Below are 18292 nucleotides of genomic sequence, written 5' to 3'. Positions count from 1 at the left end.
TGGGCTTGGGGATGGGGATGGAGATGGGGATGGAGATGGGGATGCGGGTGAGGGGGTTGAGGGTGGGTGTGCCGATGAGGCTGACCACGCCTCTGGATCTCAACGAGCCGCAGGGCTTGAGCGGACAGCTGACGTGGAACGCACCGTTGGCCGCCGAAGGCGCTCACCCCATGCGTGGTCCGGGCGGGAACCCACATCCGACCGAAGGCCGGATGCCCCCCGAGTCCCCCGAGTCCCCCGCGTCCCCCGAGTCCCCCGCGTCCCCCGCGTCCCCCGCGTCCCCCGCGTCCCCCGCGTCCCCCGCGTCCCCCGAGTCCCCCGCGTCCCCCGCGTCCCCCGCGTCCCCCGCGCACCCCGCCCCCAACGAACCCACCATCCCCCTCCAGATAAACGCCCTACAGGCAACCACCCGCATGGTCTTCGCCTTCCGCCTCGCCATGCTCGCCCTCTCCGCCCCCGCGGCCCTCCTGAACGCCGCCCCCGGCCTGGGCACCAACTTGGTAGGCGCAGCCGTAATAGCCACGTTCATGGTCAGCTACGCCCTGTTCAGGGACTGGGAACGCTTCGGCCCCCTCCTCCTCCGCCACCCCACCCTCCTGGCAGCGGACACCCTCTTCGGCGCCCTGCTCCTGGTCTCAGCAGGCCCGGACACCCCCCTGGCCTACGTGAGCGTCTGCACGCCTCTGCTCGCCGGCATCGCCTACGGCTACCGAGCCGCCGCGGTCTTCGCCAGCCTCCAGTCCCTGATCCTCCTCCTCGTCTACGCCACCACAGCGGACGCAGACACAAGCCTCGCGGAGAAACTGCTGCTCCCCGGCTTCTGCGTCATCACAGGCGCGGCAGGCTCAGCCCTGCGCAACTTGATGCTCCGCTTCGGAGAAGCAACCCAAGCCCTGGCAACGACGAGAGCCCGCCTGGCCGCGACAGAAGCCGTGAACGCCGAACGGGCCCGCCTGGCAAGGGACATGCACGACTCGGTGGCGAAGACACTGCACGGAGTAGCCCTGGCGGCAGACGGCCTGGCGGCGACGGCAACCAGAACCCCCCTGAATCCCACCCTGATCAAGGACCAAGCGGAACTGGTAGCGAATGCAACCCGCCAAGCGGCAGGGGAGTCCCGCAAACTCCTGACGGACCTACGCGCAGAGCAGACGCCGCCCCCCACGACAGATGTCCTGACGCGACTGAAGTCCCAGGCAAGGGACTTCACAAGCCGCACGGGCGTCCCTACGACCTACAACCTGACGAGCCTCCCCATCCCTTGGCTGCCGCTGCCCCCCGACGTGGCCGACCAACTCCTCTCCATCGCCGCGGAAGCCATGGAAAACGCCCACCGCCACGCCACCCCCACCACCGTGGACGTCAGCGCGGGAGTACACGGCAACCTGCTCCGCATCAGCGTCTACGACGACGGCAGAGGCCTCCCCCCGAACACCTCCCTCGAACAACTCCGCAGCACAGGCCACTTCGGACTGGTCGGCATGGTCGAACGAGCCGCATCGGTGGGCGCCCGCCTCCGCATGGGCCGAGGCGACCACACGAAGGGCACGGAAGTCCTACTGGAACTCCCCCTCCCGCCCCTGAGGAACTGACGGAGGCACCCCCCATGCCAGACGCGACAAGCCACACCCCACCGCCAACCCCCTCCTTCCCCCCACCCACACCACCGACCACCCCCCTCCGGGTGGTGGTGGCGGACGACAACCCGGTGGTCCGAGCAGGACTGACGGCACTGCTGACAGGCCGCGAGGACATCACGGTCGTAGCGGAAGCGGCGGACGGCAGGGAAGCCTACGAGGCAGCGCGCGAGCACCGCCCGGACGTGGTGTTGCTGGACGTCCAGATGCCGGGCGTGGACGGCATCGCGGCCCTCCCGTACCTGGTGGGCATAGCGCCGGTGATGATGCTGACGTACAGCAGGGAATCGGCCACGGTGGAGGAGGCCCTGCGCAGAGGGGCCAACGGCTACCTGGTCCATGGCGAGTTCACGGCAGCCCAACTGGTGGACGCGGTAAAGGGCATGAAGCAGGGCAAACCCCACTTCACCACAACGGCGGCGGACGCACTCCTCGCGCAACTCCGCAGGCCCGCGGATTCGCACCAGCATACGGAGGGATCCGCTCCACCCCCCAATAATCGCGAACCCCTTTCGCAAGTGCAACCAAATGTGGGACAGTCCTCCGGCAGGGCAAAGTTCCAACTGAGCGCGAGGGAGGCGGAGATCATGGACCTCATCGCATCCGGCATGACCAACCACCAGATCGCCGCCACCTGCTTCATCAGCGAGAAGACGGTCAAGAACCACATCAACCGCATCTTCGCCAAACTCCACAGCACCACCCGCGCCCAGGCCGCCGCAAAGTGGCTGGGGGTGACCTGACATGCCCCATCTTTGGGCCCGCCTTTGGGCCCAGGGACCCTCGTCCCCCCACACCCCCCACCCCTACGGTGCCCGCACCGCAGCCGTTACCGGAGGGGAACACCATGAACAACTGGTTCAACACCCACGCAGCCCGCGACGACAAGGGGCAGACGGCGGTGGAGTACCTGGGGATCATTGCGGTGGTCGTTGCGATTGTGTTGGCGATTACGGGGACGGACATCGGTCAGACGATCTACAACGCCATCACCGACAAGATCATCGAGGTTACCGGTGGCTGACGCGCCAGCGTAGGTACGGCGACACAGGGCAGGCATTCCCCATCTACATCACGGTGGTGGGAGGCCTGCTCTTTCTCGCGTTCGCCTACCTGGCGGTCGGCCAGGCTGGAGTCAATCGGAGCGGAGCCCAGACAGCAGCTGACGCCGCTGCCCTCGCGGCGGCGCAGGACACCCGGGACCAACTTGCGGGCAAGTGGCTTGAAGCCGTACTCGATCCGACCCAGTGGCAGGACATCTTCGAGGGCTACGCGCCTGGGCTCGTGTCATCGTGCGCGCGGGCAGATCAACTTGCCGGACTGAACGATGCGCACGTGGCCAGATGCGAGCATCCAGGACCTTTGGAGTACAAGGTTGCGGTCGAGATGGACAAGTCCGTCGGAGACTCCATCGTCCCTGGAACGGAGGGAATGCACTCAACGGAGTCAGCAGTCGCCGTGATTGAGCCGCGCTGCACGTTCGAACTCCCTGAAGACGACGCCGGAGACGATGCGCTGCCGCAGTTGACCTGCAAGGACAGGAACTGGGATCTGGATCCGGACGACCTCACGGATCTGCCAGGCCCCGAGGACCTCTTCGACGTCCATCTTGCCAACTGACAAGCGAACGACGAGTGATGAAGGAATCACAGGCATGAGCATTCGGTTCACTACGAAGGCCCGTAGGGGGATGGTCGCTTTGACTCTTGCGACCGGTCTGGCCCTCGGTGTGGCCGGCTGCGGCGGCGGTGACGACGAGCAGAAGCCGAAGCCTCGCGCCTCGGCCTCAGAAGAGAATGATGGATCCGAGCCGAGCGCCCAGGAAGGACAGGCAGACGAGCCCCTGGCCGAGCTGAAGGGGCCCGACGGCTTGCTGCTTCAACTCGCCGCGGCACAACGTGACTCGGGCGGATTCGTCACAGTCAGTGGCACGCTGAAGAACGACGGCGACAAGACCTTGGCCCTCCCAGCCCAGTTGAGCGGTAACGAGACCGAGATCATCAGAAACGGTCGATCGTTCGGCGGAGCCACCCTGGTCGATTCGAAGGGAAAGAAGCGCTACTACGTCCTGCGGGACACGGACGGCCGCCCCCTCACGAGCACGGGCATCACATCCGTCAAGTCTGGTGAGGCCATCCCGGTGTTCATGCAGTTCCCCGCGCCGCCGAACGACACGACAGAAGTCACCTTCCAGTTGCCGATGTTCGCCCCTGCAGACATCACGATCTCTGGGTGAGGCCCCATATGACCCACACGTCACCCCGCCTCGCCCTGACTCTCACTGCTGTCTCGGTGATGGTCGCCACGAACTTCATCGGTGCTGCGACCGCACACGCGGAGGAAAAACCGAGCGTCCCGCCCGGCACCGAAGCCACAGCCACCGCCCCCGTAGAAGTCGACCCCAACGACCCCGACCTGAAGCTCCCCGAGGGCGCCACACTCGCCGAAGCCAAGGTGCTGGACATCAAGCAGGTCGTCGAAGACCAAAGCGGCGACGAACGCCGAGAAGACACCAACGCGGACGTGAAGTTCGCGCTACAGGCGGAGGTCCTGTTCCCCAAGGACAGCGCGAAGCTGAACGGCGAGGCAAAGGCCCGAATCGCAGCGATCGCGGAAGAGATCAAAACCCAGAACGCAACAAAGATCCGAGTCTTCGGCTTCACGGACAACCTGGGCTCCTCGGCCCACGGCGACGTCCTGTCGAAACAGCGCGCCAACGCCGTAGAAGACATCCTGAAATCCGAACTGAACGACCCGAACATCACCTACGAAGTCCGAGGCTACGGCGAGCAATACCCCATCGCGTCGAACACAACAGAGGCCAGCCGCAAGAAGAACCGACGGGTAGAGGTCAGCTTCCCCCGCTCAGAGAACTGACGCAGATGCGACGCCACCCCGAGGAGAGGGCATCGAAGCCCCTCCGGGGCGCTTGGTCCTCGACGCCGAGCTCGAAGGCGACGGCGTGGGCCAGGATGAGCTGGGCCCAGTGAGCACTCGGAGCTACTTGGCCCCCAGCACTTGAAGCCTGCCCGACCCCGAGCACGGCGCCCGAAGCGGACGGCCGCAACGGTCACTTGAGAACGCCGAGGAAGGCAACCCACGTGGCAGGCGCCACCGTGACATGCGGTGCTTCGGGACTCTTGGAGTCGCGGAGATGGATGATGGAGGGGGTCACGGCGACCTCCAGGCACTGACCTCCCTCGCCGCTGCTGTAGCTCGACTTGAACCAGCTCAACTTGTCTATGTTCATCGCTCTTCCAGCATCCTCTCGATCAGGTCCAGGGACTCGTCCGGGGTGAGGGCCTGAGCCCGGATGATCCCATAGCGGGCGGCGAGGATACGCACCTCTTCTCGGTCGACGACCAAACGTGGGTACCCCTGACTCTCCATGTACGCCACCTGCTCCCTCCCCTTGGGAATCAGCAACGTGAACGAGTTGTCCAGGCAGGGGTGTTCGGTCCGCGCGGTCGGCATGATCTGAAGCTGCACGTTCCGCAAGCGCCCGATGCGCAGCAACTGCCGAAGCTGCCCGGAGTGCACCGAGGGCCCGCCGATCGGCCGCTCCAGCACGGCCTGTTCGATGATGAAGCTGCATTCCGGCGGCGGCCACTTCTCGAAGAGCTGCTGCCTGGAGAGCCGGTCGGCCACCCGCTTCTCGATGGTGGCCTCGTCCAGCGGCGGGTGCCGTTGCGTGAACACGGCCCGCGAGTAGTCCTCCGTCTGCAGCAACCCCAACACACCCATCGTGCTGTAGTCGTACAGCGAAACGGCCTCCGCCTCCAGCCCGGCGTAGTCCCGATACCACTCCGGATGGCGGGTCCGAGCCTTCACCATCGCCTCCTTGACCTCGGGGATGACCTCCTTCAACAGGCCTCCGGCGTCCAGGAGTTCGTCGGCCTTCTCCAAGAGTTCGGGTTGTGGCGTCCGTACGCCCCGCTCAATCGCCGAGACCGCATCCGGGCCGTACCCCACCAGCGCCCCGAACTCCCTCTGGGTCAGCCCCTTCCGCTCCCGCAGCAGCCTGAGCATCTTGCCCACAGCCGTGAACAACCCGGTCGTGCCGTCCGCCTCCGCCGGTGTTTCCGGCCCCCGTTTGATCACACCCGCACCTCCCGATGGTCGGCAACTCATCGCACTCGTACAGTTACCCAGAGTCGACGATTCCCTTCTGGTCAGGGTAGAGACAACCCGCCACTCTCGGTGACACGAACGACGAAATCACCCCAAGCCGCCGTCCACCTCGACCACCACCCGCACCCCGACCCGCACCCCCCACCCCGCCATGGCCCCAGCCTCGGCCTCCAGCACAAGCCGGGCCCGAAACCGCGGCAACCCAAGTCGCCCCGGCCGCATGGTGCGTACGGCGATGACGCGCAGGTCGCCATCCAGATAGGCGACGTCGATGGGGATCCGCATGCCGAAGGTGTGGACGCTGTTGGCAGGACAGAGCAGGAGGGCCCCGTCGACGGAATCGCGCCCGAGAAGCCCTCGCGTACGGGCCCGGTAAGAAGAGGCGATCTCAAGGGGCACGGAATCCCCAACGTGGCTCCCCGGAACGACCAACGCCCCTCGTCCATCACGCCACTTACGCCGCATGGCCAGGAACCTCCCCGATCTGAGCACCGCTACGCCACCGCCTGCTCGTCCATGCGGGCGGCGCGACCTGTTCGCTGATGAGCCCAGGCGCCCTCACTCATCACACCCCTGGATAGCGTTACTTCGCTCAAGAGAAGCCTCGCCCAACCGGGAGCCGACCGTGAACCGCCGCCCCACCCTCCTCACAGCGATCACACTGACCGCCACAGCGGCCCTGACACTGTCCGCGTGCGGAAGCGAGGACAGCACCGAGAACAAGGACGACGCCAAGATCGCGGGCGCAGGCACAAGGGACGACAAGTCGGCGGCTCCGATCGTGTCGTCCTCGGCCCCCGCCGAGCGTCCGGATATCAAGCTGCCGTGGGACGTCACGTACGAGTTCGAGTGGAAGAAGACCGGCGACCCGGACGAGGACGCCGTACTCAACGACGCCGAACAGCGCATCAAGGCGGTGGACATGGCCATCGCCGAGCAGGATGCGCTGCACGAGGCCTACCGCTTGATCAAGACGGCTTGTTAATGATCTGCAAGCCCTTAGCCCTGGCCCGTCCACCGTGCGGCGGATCACCGACGCGCTCACCGTCGCAGGACACTTCGGACTGGTCGTTCTCGTCCTTCACCACATCAATGGCCAGGGTCATGAGGACTTCCAGGTATCCGCTTCCTCATCCGGGCTGATCCGGATGGTGCGGGCGAATTCGTCGACATCGTCGAGAGCCCGGAGGATCCGGCCGGCGTCGGGATCCGCCAGGATGATCAGGACGTCCGCGGCTTCCGTGCCCTTCTCGTACCGCCAGGCGTAACGGAGGCCGACGTGAACCTCGTTGCTGTCCTCGTCCTGGTAGTAGCGCAGCACCCGCAAGCCGGTTCCCAGATGCGGGGAGTCGAAGTCCTCGACGATGGGGGGTTCGACGGTGTAGCTCGCATCGGCGTGGGTCAGCTCACGCAGTGCCGTTCTCCGTGCTTCGCCCTCCTCGATCTCCACCAGGTCGACATACGCGGGAAGCGGGATCTCCCGTGGGTGAGGGAGATGGAGGAAGACCTCGAAGTCCGGAAAGGCTGCGGGGGCCCTGAGGGCGTACATCAAAAGGATGTTGGTCAGCAGATCGACTTCGCCCGGTTCTGGCTCCTCCGACGCGAAATCCTCCCAGAGACCCTCGGCGAAGTAGCGTGCCCACGCCTCAGGCGTCTGCGCCTCCTCGACGTCCTCAAGTCCCGGTTCCGGCCACATGAGCGGGATGCGGATCCAAGGGGACAGTTCCATGACGTGCTTTACGTTGAGCCAGCTCACTCATAACTCCATCTGAACGTGCCGACCACCGCGTCGAACAACTCGACCAGCACGCCGGTGAATTCACTGTCGACATCGCCATCACCCGGTGTGGAGAAGTTGATGCTGATCCAGCGACCGGGATCGCCTGCCACGGGGATCACATAATCGACCCGCCGCGTCGGCAGGGCGGCCTGCTCTACGGCTTCGGGCGCGTCGGAACTCGGCTTCTCCTCGTGAGGGGTGGTGCGGTAGGCGCGGCGGAGTGCGGGTGCCCCTGCCACATCAACCTTTGTCGCCGTTCCGCCGCGGACGTCCTCGCTGGCCAGTTGAGCGATCACTGCCTGTGGAGGAACCGCATGGCCATAGCCGATCGGCATCTCGGCGACGATGAAAGAGGCCATGAGGAAGATCCCCCCGCGCGGGAGCACCGGGAGGTAGAGGTCAAGGCCACCGTTCCTTCTGGCCGCACGGGCCTGCTTTTCCAACTGGCGACGCATGTCCAGTCGGAAGCGCATCGCGTCGTCCCGGGGAATGCCCTCCGGGACTTGCCCCATGTGCGAGAAGAGGATGTTCTCAAGTGCTTCTTTCGTGCCCTCGCGCAGAGGGATGCGGACCCACCCGGGTGGCAGGACGAGCTCATAGCGGCGGGGAGTCGTCACCTCGACGGGGGGTGACTGTTGCTCCAGATCGGACGTGCTCACGCGCGGGCCTGCTTCTTGAGCTGCCGGTCGGCCACCAGGATCGTCAGGGAGGAGAGCACTGAAATCCAGGCCAACCAGTTGTAGCCGAGCGCCGCGAGTACGTTCGGGATCAGGAAAAGGAAGGCAACCATCTTGATCACCTGGGAGAAGTTGGCGCCCTTCTGTGGGTCGCGGATCAGCTCTTGGTTCTTGATGAACAGGAGCAGCATCAGGACTGGCCCAATCATCATCGGCCAAGCCGCGTATCCATAGGTTAGCCAGTCCATCCCTCCATATTCACTTCCGAGGTCCTGGAAGGCAAAGCAGAGGATCGGTGTCAAAGTGAAAACGGCAAGGTATTTCATGGCCCGAGACTCTTCTGGACTTTTCATCGGGACTGTTGCCACTATCTTCCACTCCAGAAAACTTGGCTGCGAATTGTATTGTGCCTGATTACTGTCGGTCGAACCTAGTGCGGGATATTTTCACCAGCGGCTCCCGACTTCACGCGTCAGGACGTCCTTGGCATCACCGTATTGGTTCGCGTAGGGGCCCTTTTCCCCGACCTTGTCTCCGAGGTCTACGGAGGTGGCTGCTAGGTAGTTCGAGCGGAATTTTCTTGCGGCCTTCTCCACTGCGTCGGCCGCCTTCACCACATCGGTATTCCCACCGAACTCGGCCCGCATCGCCTTGGCGAACTTTGTTGCGCTGACAACCTCCCTGTCGCCGCCCAGCAGGCGGTCCAGTCGGGTCGTCCCGGGCCGTGTTTCCTTCGCCCCGATCTGGCGCAGCGCATCCTTCGCGCGCACTGCTTTCGCGCCGCGGGCAGAGTCCGTGCCGTATCGCATGATGTTCTTGTCGAGCAGCTTGCGCAGATTCGCGTAGCGCTGGAACCGTTCCGCCCTACTTGCGGTCTTGAGCGCTGTCGTCGCGGCCTTCACGCCCTTCATCGCGACGCTGCCGAATCCCAGCGTCGCCAGCGCGAAGACATCCATGGCTACATCCGTCCAGCTCCCCTCACCGGAGAGGGCCAGTATCGTGTGCCCGACGCCGACGAGCGCCGTGAGACTGATGGCGGTCACGGTGATGAGGGTCGCCAGCCATCCGGCCGGCGTGAAAAGGAGGGCGATAACCCCGATGATGGTTGCTGCCCAACTCAAGACTTCAATGACGGATTTGATCGTATCCGCCTGCTCCTGCACCCAGTCCTTGAAGTTCTCCCACGGACTGTCCTTGATGATGTCAGAGATGTCGCGGCCGATGTTCACGGCGTAATACTCGGCGCGGGAGTCGCGTTCGGCGATGACCTGGTTGAGCCGCTTGTGGTACGGGTCCAGGTGGCTGTTGGGGTCGGACTCCTCCGACGCCTTCTTGTCGCTGTCCGTGCCGTCCTTCTTGGCCTCGGCTTCCCTTTTCCTCGCCTCGGCGGCGTGTTCCTCGTCGGCCTGCTTCGCGGCTCGGAGGACGCCGTCGGCCCGTTCCTGGAAGCCCTCCAGTTCGTTGGCCCAATCGCCGAGGTCGCCGACCACACGTTCGTAGCGGCCCGCCGTCTCACGGAAGCGCTTTTCGAGGTCGCCGGACTTCTCGCGGATCTTGTCGGCGTATTTGCCCTGCAGTGTGTCGCCAGCGGCGGCCTGGCGTAGGATGCGGGCCTGGTCGCGGAGGGTTGAGGCGAGGGTTGTCATCCTGCTTACCTCGTCGCGGATGTCCTCCGGATCGCCGGGGATCGGGTCCTTCTCCGCCAGCGGATGCCAGTCGACCGGCCGGCGCCTGCCCTTGCCCGTAGCCATCGGTCAATTTCCCCCGTTTTTGCCGCGCTTCTTCTCGTTCGCGTTCTTGAGATCGAGGTCCAGCTTCTCGAAGCTCTTGAGTGCGGTCTCTACATGCTTGCCCAACTCCTCGACGTTTTCGAGGAGTTCACGCCTGTAGTTGTCCCAGTTGCTGACGAAATCGTCCATCTTGCCAGCGATGCTGTCATGGCCCCAGATGTCATGGATGTCGGCGCGGCGTTTGTCGATGCCTTTGAGGGCTTTCTTGATGTCCCTGAGATTCGTCTTCGAAGACTCCAGGAGTGTGTAGTCGACTACCAGGCGGTCGTGCTCCCCCATGGGTCTCTCCGTTTGCGCTTACGTCGTCAGCACGCTTCCGTTGGGCTCAACTCACCGGCACAGTCACCGCAACCGCCTCCCGCTCCCAGCCGGATGATCACGAAGCGGCCGTGTCGGCCGCTACATCCTCTCCCATCCCTGCTGTGCTAGTGCAACTCGGGCTGCTGGAAACCGGCCGGATCGCCGAGCTGTGCTGGGCCTGCTCGACTCCGCCCTTGGGCGGCCCTCGACGAGGAGGTACCCGCCCTCGCCGTCGCCATCGAGGGCGGGCCGTTCAACGTGGCCAAGGCCATCGCTGCTCCGCCGGCGTGACGAGGCCACCGTTGCCCCGCCCGAGGGTGCCCCGCTGCCGAGGTCGCTGGGTTGGAGATCGTGGATCTGCGCGCGGAGCGCTACGCGGTAGCCGGACCACGGACCACGGACCACGGACCACGGACCACGGACCACGGACCACGGACCACGGACCACGGACCACGGACCACTGAGCGTCCTTCATGTCCGACGGAGACCGCCGAACACGTTCCGGTGATCGGCTGTGTTTCGAAGCGGTAGGTGACGCAATCGCACGATGGAGACGCCGAGTTGAACTCCACCGGCGGGAGCACGCACAACTGCGGGAACAGGGTCTCCTGGATCTCGATCGGCTTCGCAACCCCGAGCTATCAAGAGGCGGTGCCTCCATGCCCGCGGCCAGTGGCAATCATCCGATCGAGACTTCCGTTCGACGCACGCCCCCTCAAAATCGGAACGACAACAGCCGCAGAGTCCGGCCGGTCATGGCGGCCCGGCTCCCCCGTCTGTCTCCACCCCGACCGCCACTCCGGTCCGCAACCCCACGCCGCCATGGCCTCTGCCTCAGCTTCCAGCACATGCCGGGCCCGCAGCCGAGGCAGCCCGAGCGGCGCCGGCTTCAGGGTGCCTACAGACATGACACGCAGTCGGCGATCGATAGGCGACGTCGATGGGGATCCGCATGCCGAAGGTGTGGACGCTGTTGGCGGGGGAGAGTAGGAGTGCCCAGTCGACGGAGTCCCGCTCGTTTGCTCGTTTTTTCATAAGCGGAACGGCCTGCTCGCGATCTTGCTCGTGGAGTAGGGCACCACGTTATGCAACCGTTATGCCTCAACGGGGTTCACGTGAGACCGATTTGGCAGCATGGTCGCGTCCCGCGAGGTGGTGTAAGCGATCATGCGCTTCGCCTTCCGGTACCTGGCTCGCGATGATCTCTCCGTTGGCGCGGCACGCGAAGTGGCCCGGTCAGGCGCGGGGAGTGCCTCAGCCGGTCGAAGTACCCGGCGTGACCTGCGAGTTCCGGTCCGTTGATCGGCTACACCACCCGGCGGGACGCCATCGGCAGCATACGTCCCCTCCCAGCGGCAAGCTTCACGCTGGTGTCGTCACACCCCCCTGGATAGCGTTGCTTCGCTCAAGAGAAGCCTCGCCTGACCCGGGAGCCGACCGTGATCAAGGACTGCTCGGACGCGCTCTTCGGCATCCACAAGGAGTTCGACAAGCACGGCAACCCTGCCGACGGCTACGGCGACGACTTGGGCAGCGACACACTCCGCGACGTCTTCGACGACTTCTCTGACACGTGGAAGAAGAACCGCAAAGAGTTGATGAAGGACATCGAGAACCTGGCCAAGTTCACGGCGAATGCCGCCAAGTCCTACGACGGGCTCGACCACGAACTCGCCAACGCGCTCCGGGACGCCAAGAAGGACGGGAAGAAGAGCAAGAAATGACAGCCCGTCCGAAAGACTGGTCGCCGCTGTACGACTCCGACCCGATACCCGGCGATCCCGACGAGGTGGCCAAGCTTGGCAAGGAGTTGCGCGGCATGGCTGACGAGATTGAGAAGCAGGCGCGGAACATCAAGGCGCTGGCATCGGTCGACGGGTGGAACAGCGAGGCCGGGCGGGCGTTTCACGAGTTGGCGGGCGACACCGCGGGTCGGCTGAAGAAGGCGTACGACCGTTATGACGAGGCCGCGTCCGCAGCCGGAGATTGTGACCCGGTGGCTCAAGGGCGCTGCCCTGGGCAACGCCTACGTGCACTCCCTCATTAGGCTGCGCCCCCGGTTCGGCGCCGACGACACCGTGCACGACGTCTCTCCCCCATCCGGTGACGCCCGCCCCACGCCGGAACCGGACACGTTTCCGAGTTCCCCCACTGGATCGGGCACGCCCACGCCGGCGCCACAGCCGTCTCCGTCGTCGACTTCGTTCCACGCCGCCCTGGCGCCCGCCGGATAGGAGGACATACGTCCATGGGTGATTACCATGCGCTGAAGCCCGGAGAGTTCGTCGACGATCAGGGTGCTGTTCACGACATGGTCCCCTCGTCCGTCATCGCCTCCGTGCTGGCCGCCAAGGCGGCGGCAGAACAGTATGGACGCGCGGTGCGCTTCGACTTCCTCGACGACCAGGCCGTGCGCTGGATGCTGTTCCAGCGCCGCGAGGACACGGAGAAGGGAAGCATTCTCGGGTGTCTTCTGGCTGTTCCGCTCTTCTTCTTCGGCCTTGGCGCATGGCCGTTCTGGGATCTGGTCGCGTCCCAGAATTCACGAACCTTCCAGATCGGCTTCATCGTTGTGGACGCGCTGATCGTGTGCGGCTCCATCCTGGCGACCTATCTGGCGCGACGCCGCACCCTGCTCGATCCGACCATCCGGAACATGCGCTGCCGGGTGCGCCTGTACCGCAAGATCGTCGGAATCGCCCGCAGGGGTGGTGCCGACATCCCGAGCCTGTACCCGTACTACGGGATGTACGTGACCTCCCGGAAGTTCTTCCCCGACGCCCCCGAACGCCCCATCCCCGAGAAGGAAGAACCAGCGTGATAGCCCAGGTCGAGCTGCTGGCTTTCGTCCCCACCCACCCAGCGCCGCCGGCCCTCAACTCGGACGACATTCAGGTCCGCTGGGTGATGCCCGAACTCTTCTACGACCTGCCCCTCCACGAGGAGGACGACGACGAAGCGATCCGGCTGCTGGAGGAACTCGCCGACAAGCCTCTCCCCGGAGCGAGTGAGGATGACAAGACCAGGTTCGCCGTGATCTGCGCTCTCGGCTTCGACGAACTCCACGGGACCGGAGCCGAGTACGCGGCCATCGGCGTGATCGCAGTGGACAACACCCCCTGCACCGCCACGGTCTTCGCAACCCTCATCGACAGTCCCGACGGTGATGGCATTCCGGCCCAGGCCAAGGCGATCGCATCCAGCCTCCGCGGGACGAAGGGCGACGAGGCGTCCGAGCTTGAGCTGCCCTGCGGTGCGGCTGTGTCGTGCATCGGCACCCGCGATTCCAAGCTCATCGGCGACCTCACCGAGACGGGCGAGAGCATTGTCTTTCCGACCTCGTTCATACGTGTCTACATTCCCCTGCCCAATGGCACCACCGTGGTAATGGAGATGAACACCCCGACCATGACTGGCTGGGAAACCTTTTCCACCATGTTCGGAAACATAGTGAGCAGCGTCCGCCTGTTCGGGGCGGACGGGACGCCACTGATAACCTCTGGGACCACGGCGTGACCACATCCGAGGCTCCGCCGTCGGACTACCGGCTCCTCGTCCCCCGCGACTGGTTCCGCGTCGACCTCACACACGAGCGATGGCGACGCCAGTTGAAGACCTTTGTGGACAAGGAATCCGCGAAGGGGCGCGCTCCATCTGAGGTCGCCCGAAGCATCTGGACGACGCTGCGCAACACCGCCGAGAGCGGACTCGCCCACGGTGCCCTGGAGTTCTTCCTGAAGACGGAATCGCCCGACAGTGCGACCCTGCCTGCCTCACTTCTGATCTCACTGCGGCTTACGCCCTCTGGGCTCACCCCGCAGCCCGACGAGTTGGCGCAGCGGCTGGCTCTCCGAGGTGGACCCGACGCTGACGTGGACGTCGTTGCCTTCCCCGTGGGAAAGGTGGTCCGGGCCGTCACCGAGACCACCATGGATTTCCACGTCCACATGCCCGGCGACGTGGGCTACCTGCACCTGGCCTTCTCCCTGCCCCTCAGCGGCAAGAACAGCCCGATGGGCAACCTGTGCGAGGTCATCGCGTATTCACTGCGCTGGGTCTGACGGCCCTGGCTCAGCGTCCGGATAGCTTGCCGCTCTGCTGCAGAAGTCAGCGCACGCGTCCGAGATGGATCACGCTGACGCGGATCTGCTGGTCGCTGATTTCGTACATCACGCGGTATCGGCCGACGTGGACGCGCAGCACGTCAGCGCTCCCGAACGCGCCGTCGGGCCGCGGATCGTCGGCGAGACGGTCGACTGCGTGGAACACCTGTCGTACCCCGTCAGGGTCGTCCTTGGCGAGCCGTTCGGCTTGGGTAAGTGCCTCGGGCTCCCAGATGACCTCGTAGCTCACGCGTCAGCTCCGCCGAACACACGGCGGTAGGCCTCGTCGTGCGGGACGCCGGCGTTCTCGCCGCGGGTCTGGCGGGCACGGTACGCAGCCAGTGCTCGCAGTTCCTGTAGTTCGAGGGCGTCGGCGGGACTGACCAGTATGGCGATGGTTTGGCCGTGGTCGGTGATCGCGACCGGTTCACGGGTAGCGCTCACCTCGCGCGCGATGGCACCCAGCCGAGCGCGGGCTTCCACGATCGAGTAAGTCGTCTCCGTCACAGACACCACCTTACAGAAGTGTGCACATTTCGGCGGGCAAACCATCGGCAATGCTGGGGTACGGGCCTTGCCGGTACTCGGGTCCACGTCGGGTGAAGGTGCCAGTGGTCGCCACGCTTGAAGGGTGCGCGGCTGATCGCGTACGGCGTCGGCGTCATGGCCTCGGCGGGCTGTGGATGGCTCGGGTGCCGGTGGCCGACTCTCTCCCCGCGATTCCCTCACGTAGGGCTTCTCCCAGGTCGCGGCGGCATCCTGCTTGTCAGAGTGCGCGATGACGAGGGGCCCATTGCGGCCGTACCGACGGTCACGGCTCACCCCATGCCACAGTCCGCCTCGACCGCCACCCGCGCGCCAACCCGTAAGCCCCAGCCCGCCATGGATCCGGCCTCGGCCTCCAGCACGTGCCGGCCTTGAGTCGCGGAAACCCGAGGCGTCCCGGCTTCATGGTGCGCACGGCGATGACATGCAGCCGCCGATCGAGATAGGCGACGTCGATAGGGATCCGCATGCCGAAGGTGTGGACGCTGTTTGCAGGGCAGAGCAGGAGAGCGCCGTCGAGGTAGCCGCGACCGAGAAGCCCTCGTGCGCGGGCCCGGTACGAAGAGGCGATCTCAAGGGGCACGGAAACCCCGCCGGAGTTCCCAGGAACAACCAATGCCCCCGCCCGTCACGCCACTTCCGCCCCATGGCCAGGAGTCTCCCCGATCTGAGCACCGCTACGCCACCTCCTTTGCTCGTTCGTATGCGGGATGACGGCTTCGTTGATGAGCTTCACGGCCGGGTGGCCGCGTTACGGAACCGTGATGGCTCAATCGGGGCTGCCGATGGTCGATTTGCTCCGATAAACCCCGCCGGTTGACGGGCTTCACACTGGTGTCGGCACACCCTCCTGGATAGCGTTGGTTTGCTCAAGAGAAGCCTCGCCTGACCCGGGAGCCGACCGTGAACCGCCGCCCCACCCTCCTCGCAGCGATCACGCTGACCGCCGCAGCGGCCCTGACGCTGTCCGCGTGCGGGAGCGATGACAGCTCCGAGAGCAAGGACAACGACAAGATCGCGGGAGCCGACACCGGAAGCGAGACCTCGGCGTCCCCGAGCGAGAGCGCTCCGGCCGCCACCGACCGCCCGAAGATTGAGCTGCCGTCCGACCTGAGCTACACCTTCGATTGGTCCAAGACCGGTGACAAGGAGAAGGACGCGGTCTTCGCTGACAGCGAGCAGTCCATCAAGGCTGTGGACCTTGCGATCGTCAACCAGGACGCGCTCGACAAGGCGTACCTCTAATACTACGAGGGTGAGGCGGCCGCCACCACCGAGGAGTTCGTCAAGGCGTACGTCAAGGCCAAGGCGCGGGTCACTGGTGCGTACCGCTACTACGACGCGGTCGCCAACGTGAGCGGGAAGGACCAGGCCTCCCTCGTGTACTGCGAGGACCAGAGCAAGGCGTACGACATGTTCCTGGAGACCGAGAAGGTCAACAAGACGCCAGCCACCAAGAACAGCTACGTGCTCTACACCACCCAATTACGCAAGAACGACAAGGCTGTATGGGTCATCGACAAGATCCAGTCCCAGAGGGGAAGCGACAAGTGCCAGCCCTGAGTGCCACTTCGCGCACCAGAAGAGGCCCAGTTTGCTGACGAGCACGGATGGTGCTCTACGCAACCAGCACGGGCAACGACAAGGTCGCGGAAGCTGGCGCAGGGAGCAAGAAGTCCCCGTCGCCGACGGCCGACGCGTCGGACTCCGGTGGCCGCCCGGAGATCACCTTCCCGTCGGACGCCAAGAACGTTTTCGAGGACCAGGAGACGGGCGATGCGACGAAGGACGCGATCCTCGCCGACAGCGCCCTGAGGGTGAACGGCGTCGACGAAGCGATCTTCGAGGGGAGCACGGGTACGAAGGCACTCGGCTTCTACAACACCGGCAAAGCCCTGGAGTCGTCGATCACTTTCGTGCGGCAGTACATCGACGGCGGCGACACATGGACCGGCGTGACCCGCTACTTCGACTACAAGGTGACCTTGTCCGGCGCTGACACGTTATCGACCGGAACCCGATGCCTGCGGCTCCGCCTGTTCTCCGCGGCCCAGCAAGTCACCACCAGGGTGAGCAGAGTGCGGCATCGCAATGACGAACACCCCCTTGCCCTGGACCCCTTGAACGATCTCCTTTGCTCGTTCATAAGCGGAACGGCCTGCTCGCAGTATTGCTTGGGCAGCAGGGCGTCGCGTTATGCAACCGTTATGCCTCAACGCTGTTCACAGGAGACCGATTTGGTGGCATACGCCCCACCGAACGGCAAGCTTCACCCTGGTGTCGGCACACCCTCCTGGATAGCGTTGCTTCGCTCAAGAGAAGCCTCGCCTGACCCGGGAGCCGACCGTGAACCGCCGCCCCACCGTCCTCGCAGCGATCATGCTGACCGCCGCAGCGGCCCTGACGCTGTCCGCGTGCGGAAGCGACGACAGCTCCGAGAAGAAGGACAACGACAAGATCGCGGGAGCCGACACAGGGACCAAGAAGTCCCCGTCCCCGACGGCCGGCGCCTCGGACTCCGGTGGCCGCCCGAAGATCACCTTCCCGTCCAACGCCAAGAATGTCTTCGAGGACCAGAAGACTGGCGACGCGACCAAAGACGCTGTCCTCGCGGACAGTGCCCTGAGCGTGAACTCCGTGGACGAAGCGATCTTCGAGGGGAGCACGGGTACGAAGGCGCTCGGCTTCTACAACACGGGCAAAGCCCTGGAGTCGTCGATCACTTTTGTGCAGCAGTACATCGACGGTGGAGATACCTGGATCGGCGAGACCCGGTACTTCGACTACAAGGTGACCCTTTCCGGCGCCGACAAGGCCTATGTGACTTACTGCTCCGATGAGAGCAAGTCCTACATCAAGAACAGGAAGACCGGGAAGGTCGACAAGTCGCCTGCCACCGCGGACTCCTACGTGCTGTACAACACCAGCCTCACCAAGAACGACAAGGGAGTCTGGCAGACCACCAACATCGCCTCGAACGGGGGAGACAAGGCGTGCCAACCGTAAGGAACTCAGCGAGGACCGCAACGGTCCTGACGCTCGTATGCGCGTCCATCTTCGCCGCTCAGACAGCCTTCGCCCGAGGAGGCTACGACAACAACGGTGACACGGAGCAGAACGCCGATACCAACGGCGACACCGTCTCCGTGTCCGTCGGCGGCGTTGTCTTCGACCACTCGAAGAACGGCAGCGGCAATTCCACGGGCACGCTGACCTCGTCGACCTCCTGGTCGCCTCCTCCCTGCTGGTACGCCCCGAAGTACACCCCTGAGCAGTTGCAGAAGTACCTGGAGCCGATCTGGGAGGCCGGTTCGACGGGCTACGAGTG

General features: G+C 64.9%; 24 protein-coding genes and 4 pseudogenes. 15 read left to right on the top strand and 13 right to left on the bottom strand.

All coding sequences use genetic code 11. From position 1 onward, the window contains the following. Positions 1-212 precede the first annotated feature (212 nt). The 6 genes from RMT89_RS23670 (at position 213) to RMT89_RS23645 (ending at position 4514) form a co-directional block, all read left to right on the top strand. On the top strand, positions 213-1592 hold the full coding sequence (locus RMT89_RS23670; protein ID WP_399498470.1) for a sensor histidine kinase: 1380 nt from the start codon (positions 213-215) through the stop codon (positions 1590-1592). A 14-nt stretch (positions 1593-1606) separates the two neighbouring features. Then, on the top strand, positions 1607-2380 hold the full coding sequence (locus RMT89_RS23665) for a response regulator transcription factor (protein ID WP_315885778.1): 774 nt from the start codon (positions 1607-1609) through the stop codon (positions 2378-2380). 104 nt (positions 2381-2484) lie between these two features. Further along, positions 2485-2661 carry a hypothetical protein gene (locus RMT89_RS23660; protein ID WP_315885843.1) on the top strand — a complete coding sequence of 59 codons (177 nt, stop codon included), beginning with the start codon at positions 2485-2487 and terminating at the stop codon, positions 2659-2661. Further along, positions 2658-3257 carry a pilus assembly protein TadG-related protein gene (locus RMT89_RS23655; protein WP_315885842.1) on the top strand — a complete coding sequence of 200 codons (600 nt, stop codon included), beginning with the start codon at positions 2658-2660 and terminating at the stop codon, positions 3255-3257. Before RMT89_RS23660 ends, RMT89_RS23655 begins: the two co-directional genes overlap by 4 nt. Positions 3258-3291: 34 nt before the next feature. Continuing rightward, entirely contained in the window at positions 3292-3873 is a 582-nt protein-coding gene (locus RMT89_RS23650; protein ID WP_315885777.1) for a hypothetical protein, read from the top strand. A gap of 8 nt (positions 3874-3881) precedes the next feature. Next, entirely contained in the window at positions 3882-4514 is a 633-nt protein-coding gene (locus RMT89_RS23645) for an OmpA family protein (RefSeq protein WP_315885776.1), read from the top strand. Between the two features lie 193 nt (positions 4515-4707). On the opposite strand, the gene RMT89_RS23640 is transcribed toward RMT89_RS23645, so the two are convergent. The 3 genes from RMT89_RS23640 to RMT89_RS23630 form a co-directional block, all read right to left on the bottom strand. Further along, positions 4708-4887, bottom strand: coding sequence for a DUF397 domain-containing protein (locus tag RMT89_RS23640; protein ID WP_315885775.1), 180 nt, complete (start codon positions 4885-4887; stop codon positions 4708-4710). Continuing rightward, positions 4884-5768, bottom strand: a complete 885-nt coding sequence (locus RMT89_RS23635) for a helix-turn-helix transcriptional regulator (protein ID WP_315885774.1) — start codon at positions 5766-5768, stop codon at positions 4884-4886. Before RMT89_RS23635 ends, RMT89_RS23640 begins: the two co-directional genes overlap by 4 nt. A gap of 87 nt (positions 5769-5855) precedes the next feature. Beyond that, the gene (locus tag RMT89_RS23630) at positions 5856-6233 is read right to left on the bottom strand and encodes a DUF192 domain-containing protein (RefSeq protein ID WP_315885773.1); all 378 of its coding nucleotides are present in this window, start codon (positions 6231-6233) and stop codon (positions 5856-5858) included. A 160-nt stretch (positions 6234-6393) separates the two neighbouring features. Here RMT89_RS23630 and RMT89_RS23625 point away from each other — a divergent pair, with 160 nt between their 5' ends. Then, complete coding sequence (locus tag RMT89_RS23625) at positions 6394-6753, top strand: hypothetical protein (RefSeq protein WP_315885772.1); 360 nt, start codon at positions 6394-6396, stop codon at positions 6751-6753. On the opposite strand, the gene RMT89_RS23620 is transcribed toward RMT89_RS23625, so the two are convergent. The 7 genes and pseudogenes from RMT89_RS23620 to RMT89_RS23590 all read right to left on the bottom strand — a co-directional run. Then, on the bottom strand, positions 6737-6874 hold the full coding sequence (locus tag RMT89_RS23620; protein ID WP_315885771.1) for a hypothetical protein: 138 nt from the start codon (positions 6872-6874) through the stop codon (positions 6737-6739). The two genes, RMT89_RS23625 and RMT89_RS23620, sit on opposite strands and share 17 nt — an antisense overlap. Beyond that, on the bottom strand, positions 6871-7497 hold the full coding sequence (locus tag RMT89_RS23615; protein ID WP_315885770.1) for a hypothetical protein: 627 nt from the start codon (positions 7495-7497) through the stop codon (positions 6871-6873). Before RMT89_RS23615 ends, RMT89_RS23620 begins: the two co-directional genes overlap by 4 nt. A gap of 23 nt (positions 7498-7520) precedes the next feature. After that, positions 7521-8207 carry a hypothetical protein gene (locus tag RMT89_RS23610; RefSeq protein WP_315885769.1) on the bottom strand — a complete coding sequence of 229 codons (687 nt, stop codon included), beginning with the start codon at positions 8205-8207 and terminating at the stop codon, positions 7521-7523. Beyond that, positions 8204-8551, bottom strand: a complete 348-nt coding sequence (locus RMT89_RS23605) for a hypothetical protein (RefSeq protein WP_315885768.1) — start codon at positions 8549-8551, stop codon at positions 8204-8206. Before RMT89_RS23605 ends, RMT89_RS23610 begins: the two co-directional genes overlap by 4 nt. A gap of 120 nt (positions 8552-8671) precedes the next feature. After that, positions 8672-9976 (bottom strand): putative T7SS-secreted protein, encoded by a 1305-nt coding sequence (locus RMT89_RS23600; protein WP_315885767.1) that lies wholly within the window; start codon positions 9974-9976, stop codon positions 8672-8674. 3 nt (positions 9977-9979) lie between these two features. Continuing rightward, entirely contained in the window at positions 9980-10294 is a 315-nt protein-coding gene (locus RMT89_RS23595; RefSeq protein ID WP_315885766.1) for a hypothetical protein, read from the bottom strand. A 774-nt stretch (positions 10295-11068) separates the two neighbouring features. Next, positions 11069-11329, bottom strand: a pseudogene (locus RMT89_RS23590) (DUF192 domain-containing protein); the annotation flags it as partial. 425 nt (positions 11330-11754) lie between these two features. On the opposite strand from RMT89_RS23590, the gene RMT89_RS23585 reads away from it, so the two are divergent. The 5 genes from RMT89_RS23585 (at position 11755) to RMT89_RS23565 (ending at position 14376) form a co-directional block, all read left to right on the top strand. Further along, complete coding sequence (locus RMT89_RS23585; protein ID WP_315885765.1) at positions 11755-12039, top strand: hypothetical protein; 285 nt, start codon at positions 11755-11757, stop codon at positions 12037-12039. Further along, positions 12036-12362 (top strand): hypothetical protein, encoded by a 327-nt coding sequence (locus tag RMT89_RS23580; RefSeq protein WP_315885764.1) that lies wholly within the window; start codon positions 12036-12038, stop codon positions 12360-12362. The genes RMT89_RS23585 and RMT89_RS23580 overlap by 4 nt, the downstream gene beginning before the upstream one ends. A gap of 201 nt (positions 12363-12563) precedes the next feature. After that, the gene (locus RMT89_RS23575) at positions 12564-13136 is read left to right on the top strand and encodes a hypothetical protein (protein ID WP_315885763.1); all 573 of its coding nucleotides are present in this window, start codon (positions 12564-12566) and stop codon (positions 13134-13136) included. Beyond that, entirely contained in the window at positions 13133-13831 is a 699-nt protein-coding gene (locus tag RMT89_RS23570; RefSeq protein ID WP_315885762.1) for a hypothetical protein, read from the top strand. The genes RMT89_RS23575 and RMT89_RS23570 overlap by 4 nt, the downstream gene beginning before the upstream one ends. Beyond that, on the top strand, positions 13828-14376 hold the full coding sequence (locus RMT89_RS23565) for a hypothetical protein (protein WP_315885761.1): 549 nt from the start codon (positions 13828-13830) through the stop codon (positions 14374-14376). The genes RMT89_RS23570 and RMT89_RS23565 overlap by 4 nt, the downstream gene beginning before the upstream one ends. A 46-nt stretch (positions 14377-14422) precedes the next feature. Here the strand turns inward: RMT89_RS23565 and RMT89_RS23560 are convergent, their stop codons facing one another. The 3 genes and pseudogenes from RMT89_RS23560 to RMT89_RS23550 all read right to left on the bottom strand — a co-directional run bounded on the left by RMT89_RS23560 (position 14423) and on the right by RMT89_RS23550 (position 15612). Then, entirely contained in the window at positions 14423-14668 is a 246-nt protein-coding gene (locus RMT89_RS23560; protein WP_315885760.1) for a type II toxin-antitoxin system RelE/ParE family toxin, read from the bottom strand. Then, the gene (locus tag RMT89_RS23555) at positions 14665-14925 is read right to left on the bottom strand and encodes a type II toxin-antitoxin system Phd/YefM family antitoxin (protein ID WP_315885759.1); all 261 of its coding nucleotides are present in this window, start codon (positions 14923-14925) and stop codon (positions 14665-14667) included. The genes RMT89_RS23560 and RMT89_RS23555 overlap by 4 nt, the downstream gene beginning before the upstream one ends. A 311-nt stretch (positions 14926-15236) precedes the next feature. After that, positions 15237-15612, bottom strand: a pseudogene (locus RMT89_RS23550) (DUF192 domain-containing protein). 255 nt (positions 15613-15867) lie between these two features. Here RMT89_RS23550 and RMT89_RS23545 point away from each other — a divergent pair. The 3 genes and pseudogenes from RMT89_RS23545 to RMT89_RS23535 all read left to right on the top strand — a co-directional run. After that, positions 15868-16527 (top strand): annotated as a pseudogene (locus RMT89_RS23545) (hypothetical protein). A gap of 783 nt (positions 16528-17310) precedes the next feature. Next, complete coding sequence (locus tag RMT89_RS23540; RefSeq protein WP_315885758.1) at positions 17311-17970, top strand: hypothetical protein; 660 nt, start codon at positions 17311-17313, stop codon at positions 17968-17970. Next, a pseudogene (locus tag RMT89_RS23535) lies at positions 17958-18292 on the top strand (hypothetical protein); the annotation flags it as partial. The gene RMT89_RS23540 and the pseudogene RMT89_RS23535, both read left to right, overlap by 13 nt.

This window comes from Streptomyces sp. P17 (assembly GCF_032436805.1).
Classification (GTDB): domain Bacteria; phylum Actinomycetota; class Actinomycetes; order Streptomycetales; family Streptomycetaceae; genus Streptomyces.
This window is presented reverse-complemented; position numbering and strand designations above follow the sequence as displayed.